We start from the raw sequence: 6598 nt of genomic DNA, 5'->3' as shown, positions 1-6598 counted from the left end.
TGAGCAGCTGCTTCCAGTCGAGGTCGCCGGCGGACACCAGGTCGAGTTGGTTCTCCAACTCGGCGGTGAAGTCGTACTCGACGTATTTGGCGAAGAACTCCTCGAGGAAGATGGTGACGATCCGGCCTTGGTCCTCGGGCACGAACCGCTGCTTCTCCATCCGGACATAGGCTCGGTCGCGCAGCCGCTCGAGAATGGATGCGTAGGTTGAGGGGCGGCCGATGCCGAGCTCCTCCATCTTCTTCACCAGGCTCGCCTCGGAATAGCGCGGCGGCGGCTCCGTAAAGTGCTGGTCGGCCTTCGCGGCGATCACCTTGGCGGCTGCGCCCTCGGCGACCTGCGGCAGGCGGCCGCCCTCCTCGTCGTTCGGGTCGTCCCGGCCTTCTTCATAGACCGCGAGATAGCCGTCGAAGAGCACCACCTGGCCGGTGGCCCGCAGGCCCGTCTGGCCGTCGGCGCTTTCCAGGTCGATTGTGGTCCGCTCGATGCGGGCGCTTTCCATCTGCGAGGCGATCATCCGCTTCCAGATCAGCTCATAGAGGCGGCCGAGGTCGCCCTCCAGGCGCAGCTTTCCGGGGTTGCGGGCCAGGCTGGTCGGGCGGATCGCCTCGTGCGCCTCCTGGGCATTCTTGGCCTTGGTCTTGTAGATGCGGGCGCTGTCGGGAACGTAGTCGCGGCCGTATAGGCCGCCGATAACCTGCCGCGCCTCGTCCAGCGCCTCGGGCGCGGCCTGCACGCCGTCGGTCCGCATGTAGGTGATGAGGCCGACGGTCTCGCCGCCGACGTCAACGCCCTCATAGAGCTTTTGCGCCGTCTGCATGGTCCGCTGCGCGGAGAAGCCGAGCTTGCGGGCCGCCTCCTGCTGCAGGGTCGAGGTGGTGAACGGCGGCGGCGGCGAGCGTTTCGCCGGTTTCTTCTCGACGGCCGCGACCTTGAAGGTCGCCGCCTTGACCGCGTCGCGGGCCGCGAACGCGGCGGCTTCGTTCGCAAGGTCGAACTTCGACAGCCGCTTGCCGGCGTGCTTCACGAGGCGGGCGGCAAAGGGATCGGCGCCGGCCGAAACGTCGGCCTCGACCGTCCAGTATTCCTGGGTCCGGAAGTTCTCGATCTCGACCTCGCGGTCGACGACCAGCCGCAGCGCCACCGACTGCACTCGGCCCGCCGAGCGCGAGCCCGGCAGCTTGCGCCACAGCACCGGCGACAGGGTGAACCCCACCAGATAGTCCAGCGCCCGGCGCGCCAGGTAGGCGTCGACCAGTTCCATGTCGATGTCGCGCGGATTGGCCATCGCCTCGGTGACGGCCGACTTGGTGATGGCGTTGAACACCACCCGCTGGACCTGCGCGTCCTTCAGCGCCTTCTTCTTCTTCAGCACCTCCAGCACGTGCCAGGAGATCGCCTCGCCTTCGCGGTCGGGGTCGGTGGCGAGGATAATACGCTCAGCGTCCTTGGCCGCGTCGGCGATGTCGGCCAGCCGCTTGGCGGCCTTGGCGTCGACGTCCCAGGACATGGCGAAGTCCTCGTCCGGCCGCACCGAGCCGTCCTTGGCCGGCAGGTCGCGGACGTGGCCGTACGAGGCCAGGACCGTGTAGCCGGAGCCCAGGTACTTGTTGATGGTCTTGGCCTTGGCCGGGCTCTCGACGACGACGACGTTCATTTCTTTAGGGAATCCGGCAATGCGCGGGCGGCGTCGCCCGACGCCGAAGAGCGCGGAAGGTGGGGGCGGCGCACCCTGGCTGTCAACGGGCCTTGCGTCGCGCTTCCGGCGAGCCCCCTTAGGGGGCTCATCCCACCACGACCATTCCGCCGGGCTGCAGTTCGGCCCGGCCGGCCAGCGCCAGTTCGACCAGGGCGGCGAAAACGGCGGCGGCCGGCGCCCCGGTGGCGCGGACCATCTCGTCGCGGCTGACCGGAGTGGGGGAGAGCAGGGCGGCCACCTTCTCCCTCAGGGCGTCGTCGGGCTCCGGGCCTGGCGGCGGCGCGTAGCGCCCGGGCGGATCGCGGAAGCCTCGCAGGCCTTCGAGAGCGCGCAGGACGTCCTCCGCGCCCTCGCAGATGGCCGCGCCCTGGCGGATCAGGTCGTTACAGCCGCGGGCGCGGGGATCGAGGGGCGAGCCCGGCACGGCCAGTACGTCGCGCCCCTGTTCCGCCGCCAGCCGGGCGGTGATCAGCGAGCCGGACCTCAGCTCCGCTTCGACGACGACCACGGCCTGCGACAGGCCGGCGATGATCCGGTTGCGGCGCGGGAAGTCGCGCGCGACGGCGGTGCGGCCGGGTTCGCTCTCGGAGACGACGCAGCCCTGCTCGACGAGCCGGAGGTAGAGATCGCGGTGGTCCGGCGGATAGATGTCGTCGACACCGCCGCCGAGTACGGCCACGGTTCCGCTCCCCAACGCCGCCTCATGTGCCGCGCCGTCGATGCCGCGCGCCATGCCTGAGACCACCACGAGACCCGCCTGCCCGAGTTCGGCGGCGAGGCCACGCGCGAACCGCTGGCCGGCCGCCGACGCCACCCGCGCGCCGACGATCGCGACGCTCGGTCGGTGCAGCAATTCAGTCCGCCCGCGGGTCCAGATCAACGGCGGCGGCGGATCGAGGGCCGCCAGCGCCTGGGGAAACTCCGGTTCGCAGGCGCAGATCAGGCGCGCGCCCAGTCGCGCGCCGGCGTCGAGTTCGGCCTGCGCCGCCGCCACGCTTGCGACTTTCAGGCTCGCCATCCGGCCGCCGCGACGGGCCAGGTCGGGCAGCGCGGAGAGCGCGTCGCCCGCCTCACCGAACCGCTGGATCAGCTGGTCGAAGGTAACCGGCCCGACGTTCTCGGTGCGCGCCAGGCGCAGCCAGTCGATGCGCTGGGCGTCCGGAAGCGTCCGCGTCACGCGGCGTCCTTCTTGCGCCCGATGCGCGGCTCCTCGCCTTTCAGCAGCCGACGAATGTTCGGTGCGTGGCGGATGTAGATCAGCACCGCCATGAACAGCGCCAGCCAGGCGATTGGCGTCGGCCGTCCCAACAGGAAAACGAAAGCGGGCGCCAGCGCCGCGGCGACCAACGCTGACAGCGACGAGATCCGGAACACGAAGGCCACCACCAGCCAGGTCGCCGCCGCCGCAAGGCCAACCGGCCAGGCCGCGGCCAGCAAGGTGCCGAGGAAGGTCGCCACGCCCTTGCCGCCCTTGAACCCCAGCCAGACGGGGAACAGGTGGCCCAGGAACGCCGCCGCGCCGGCCAGCGAGGTCAGCACCGCTTGCGCCGCCAGAGGCGCCTCCCGCGTCGCCAGCCACGCCAGGAAGACTGCCGCCGCGCCCTTGCCGCCGTCGCCGATCAGGGTGATCAGCGCCAGGTCTTTGCGACCCGTCCGAAGGACATTGGTCGCGCCGATATTGCCGGAGCCGATGGCCCGCAGGTCACCCGCGCCGGCCAGTCTCGTGGCGATCACCCCGAACGGGATTGATCCGAGCAGATAGCCGCCGACCAGGGCAAGGCCAATCTGCACTGCGTCCAAGCCTTCGAACATCATGCGGTCTCCGCCTACGTCGGCGTCAAGCAATAGCTTGGCCTTGGCGTCTCGAACAATACGAGAACTTCAGTGTGCGCGGAGTCTAGCCCGCGAACACCGTCCGCCCGTCCACCACCGTCCGCAGCACCTTGCCCTGCAGCCTGCGGCCGTCGAAGGGTGAGTTCTTGGACTTCGACCGCAGCTTGTCGGCGTCGATCAGGATCGGAGCGTTGAGGTCGCAGAGCACGAGATCGGCCGGCGCGCCCTTGGCCAGGCGGCCGCTCGGCAGGCCCAGGAGGTCGGCCGGGGCGCAGGTCACGGCGCGGATAAGGGTCGCGAGCGGCACGCGCCCCTCGTGATGCAGGGTCAGCAGGGCCGGCAGCAAGGTCTGCAGACCAACCGCGCCAGGCGCGGCCTCGCCGTAGGGCAGGCGCTTGTCCTCGGCGGGCGCCGGTGCGTGGGCGGAGACGACGATCTGGACCAGGCCGGAGGCCAGGGCCTCTATCACCGCTTCACGGTCATCCTCGGTCCGCAGTGGTGGATCGACCTTGCAGAAGGTGCGGTAGTCGCCGATGTCGATTTCGTTGAACGACAGGTGGTTGATCGAGGTCGAGGCCGTGACCGGCAGGCCGCGATCCTTGCCGCGCTTCAGGCTCTCCAGAGCCCCGGCCGTCGTCACCTGGTCGACTAGCAGCGGCGCACCCGTCATCTCGACCAGCGCCAGGTCGCGCTCCAGCCCGATCCGCTCGGCCATTGCCGACACGCCCGGCAGGCCCATGCGGGAGGCGAACTCGCCGGACGTCGCCGCCGCGCCGGCCGCGAGCCACGGATCGACTGGACGGTGCGCCACCAGCACGCCGAAGGCCTTGGCGTAGGCCAGCACCCGCTGGAAGACTTTGGAATCGACGATCGGCCGGTCGGCGTCGGTGACGTAGACGCAGCCGGCGTCGTGCATCAGGCCGATCTCGGCCATCCGCTTGCCCTCGCAGCCCTTGGTCGCCGCGCCGGCGGGGAACACCTTGACCAGCTCGATGTCTCTCGCCCGGCGCAGAATGAAGTCCACCACGGCGGGATCGTCCGCGACGGGGTTGGTGTCCGGCTGGGTCACGATGGCGGTGACGCCGCCCGCCGCCGCGGCCAGGGCGGCCGACTTCAGAGTCTCCTTTGGCTCGGCCCCCGGCTCGCCGGTCTTCACCCGGATATCCACGAGGCCAGGGATCAACAGCTTGCCGCCGCCGTCCACCGCTTCGATATCGGCCGACAGGCCTCCGACATCGCCGCCCTGCGCGACCTCGGCGATGACGCCGTCTCGCACCAGCAAGGCCCCGGGTCCGTCGTAACCCGACGCCGGGTCCAGCAGGCGCACGTTGGTGAAGGCGAGGGGGCGTGACGTGGCCATCAGTCGTTGTCCAGCCGGGCCGACAGCGCCGCAAGTACCGCCATCCGCGCGGCGACCCCCATCTCGACCTGGTCCTGGATCAGGCTGATCGCCACGTCGTCGGCGACTTCGGAGTCGATTTCGACGCCGCGGTTCATCGGGCCAGGGTGCATGACACGCACGCCCGGCGCGGCATGAGCCAGCTTCTCGCGGTCGAGCCCGAAGAAGCGGAAGTACTCGCGCTGCGACGGCGCCATCACCCCGTCCATCCGCTCGAGTTGCAGCCGCAGCATCATCACGACGTCGCAGCCGGCGATGCCCTTGCGCATGTCGTGGTGGATCTCGGCGCCCCAACGCTCGGCCTGGGCCGGGATCAGGGTCGGCGGGCCGACCAGCCGGACATAGGCCCCCAGCATCTGCAGCAGGGCGACGTTCGAGCGGGCGACCCGCGAGTGCAGGATGTCGCCGCAGATCGCCACCTTCAGCCCCGCGATGTGGCCGAACGCCCGCCGCATCGACAGGGCGTCGAGCAGCGCCTGGGTCGGATGCTCGTGCTGGCCGTCGCCGGCGTTGATCACCGAGCAGGTCACCTTCTGCGCCAGAAGCGACGCCGCACCCGACGACGAATGCCGAACGACCAGCAGGTCCGGCTGCATGGCGTTCAGCGTCACCGCCGTGTCGATCAGGGTCTCGCCCTTGGAGATCGACGAGGAGCGGGGGCTCATGTTGACGACGTCGGCGCCCAGCCGTTTGCCGGCCAGCTCGAACGAGCTCTGCGTTCGGGTCGAATTCTCGAAGAACAGGTTCATCAGCGTCCGACCTTTCAACAGGTCGAGCTTCTTCGAAGTCTGGCGGTTGAGGCTCACGAAGCCGTCAGCGAGGTCGAGCAGGCTCGCGACTTCGACTTCGTTGAGATCGAGCACCGAAAGGAAATGGCGCTTCGGGAAGGGGAAGGTCCGTCCCAGGACCTCGTTCAGAACGTGCGCCGGCGTGCTCATCAAAGCCGGGTCATAGGCAGGTTTTGGCGGGGAGGGAAGGGCCTCAGCCGTTCCGCAGGCGCTCCAGCGCGCCCTGCAGGATCCAGGCGGCCGCGGCCCGGTCGACGACCTCGGCGCGCTTGGCGCGGGTCAGGTCGGCCTCGTTCACCAGCATCCGATTGATCGCCATGGTCGACATCCGCTCGTCCCAAAAGGCGATCGGAAAGTCGCGCAGCCGCAGCAGGTTGCGCGCGAAGGCGCGGTTCGACTGGCAGCGGGCCCCCTCCGTCCCGTCCATGTTGACCGGCAGGCCTATGACAATGCCCTGCGCCCCTCGGCTCTCCATCAGCCGGAACAGCTCGGCCGCGTCGTCGCCGAACTTCACCTTGCGGATCAGCTGCAGGGGGCTGGCCACGGTGCGGGTGGCGTCGGACACCGCGACGCCAATGGTCTTCTCGCCCAGGTCGAGGCCGACCAGGGGCGAATAGGTCGCCGTCGCAGTCGGCATTTCCAGCAGGTCGATCACGGCCATCGCCTCCCTTTAGGAGGGATCGCTTGCAAAAGCACGCCCGTGGCGGCTAACCCACCCGGCATAGTTCTAGGAGGGATGGTATGGCCATCGACGCGGCGACCGTTCGCAAGGTCGCCCGGCTCGCGCGGATCGCCGAGCCGGAAGAGAGGCTGGAGCCGCTGGCGCGGGAGCTGTCGGGCATCCTCAACTGGATCGAACAGCTGGACGAGGTCGACGTC

Annotated in this window: 7 protein-coding genes; 1 reads left to right on the top strand and 6 read right to left on the bottom strand. The window is 69.6% G+C overall.

Going from position 1 to position 6598, the window contains the following annotated elements; translation table 11 throughout:
• The 6 genes from topA to ruvX form a co-directional block, all read right to left on the bottom strand.
• A partial coding sequence (gene topA, locus ACILRF_RS13575) for a type I DNA topoisomerase (protein WP_395673758.1) occupies positions 1–1657 on the bottom strand: 1657 nt, incomplete at its 3' end.
• Positions 1658–1784: 127 nt separating this feature from the next.
• Positions 1785–2876: a DNA-processing protein DprA gene (gene dprA / locus ACILRF_RS13570; protein WP_395673756.1), complete on the bottom strand. Its 1092-nt coding sequence runs from the start codon at positions 2874–2876 to the stop codon at positions 1785–1787.
• Entirely contained in the window at positions 2873–3511 is a 639-nt protein-coding gene (gene plsY, locus ACILRF_RS13565; protein ID WP_395673754.1) for a glycerol-3-phosphate 1-O-acyltransferase PlsY, read from the bottom strand. Before plsY ends, dprA begins: the two co-directional genes overlap by 4 nt.
• Positions 3512–3596: 85 nt before the next feature.
• The gene (gene pyrC, locus ACILRF_RS13560) at positions 3597–4892 is read right to left on the bottom strand and encodes a dihydroorotase (RefSeq protein WP_395673752.1); all 1296 of its coding nucleotides are present in this window, start codon (positions 4890–4892) and stop codon (positions 3597–3599) included.
• A complete protein-coding gene (locus ACILRF_RS13555) occupies positions 4892–5869 on the bottom strand; it encodes an aspartate carbamoyltransferase catalytic subunit (RefSeq protein WP_395673750.1) in 978 nt (325 codons plus the stop codon). Before ACILRF_RS13555 ends, pyrC begins: the two co-directional genes overlap by 1 nt.
• A 43-nt stretch (positions 5870–5912) precedes the next feature.
• Complete coding sequence (gene ruvX / locus ACILRF_RS13550) at positions 5913–6380, bottom strand: Holliday junction resolvase RuvX (RefSeq protein ID WP_395673748.1); 468 nt, start codon at positions 6378–6380, stop codon at positions 5913–5915.
• 80 nt (positions 6381–6460) lie between these two features.
• Here ruvX and ACILRF_RS13545 point away from each other — a divergent pair.
• A partial coding sequence (locus tag ACILRF_RS13545; protein ID WP_395673760.1) for an aspartyl/glutamyl-tRNA amidotransferase subunit C occupies positions 6461–6598 on the top strand: 138 nt, incomplete at its 3' end.

This window comes from Phenylobacterium sp., assembly GCF_044236515.1.
GTDB lineage: Bacteria > Pseudomonadota > Alphaproteobacteria > Caulobacterales > Caulobacteraceae > Phenylobacterium.
This window is presented reverse-complemented; position numbering and strand designations above follow the sequence as displayed.

What these genes read in the sequence shown, in the direction of transcription:
- plsY (WP_395673754.1), bottom strand. Translation starts at nt 3,511, where the DNA reads ATGTTCGAAGGCTTGGACGCAGTGCAGATTGGCCTTGCCCTGGTCGGC.
- pyrC (WP_395673752.1), bottom strand. Translation starts at nt 4,892, where the DNA reads ATGGCCACGTCACGCCCCCTCGCCTTCACCAACGTGCGCCTGCTGGAC.
- ACILRF_RS13555 (WP_395673750.1), bottom strand. Translation starts at nt 5,869, where the DNA reads ATGAGCACGCCGGCGCACGTTCTGAACGAGGTCCTGGGACGGACCTTC.
- ruvX (WP_395673748.1), bottom strand. Translation starts at nt 6,380, where the DNA reads ATGGCCGTGATCGACCTGCTGGAAATGCCGACTGCGACGGCGACCTAT.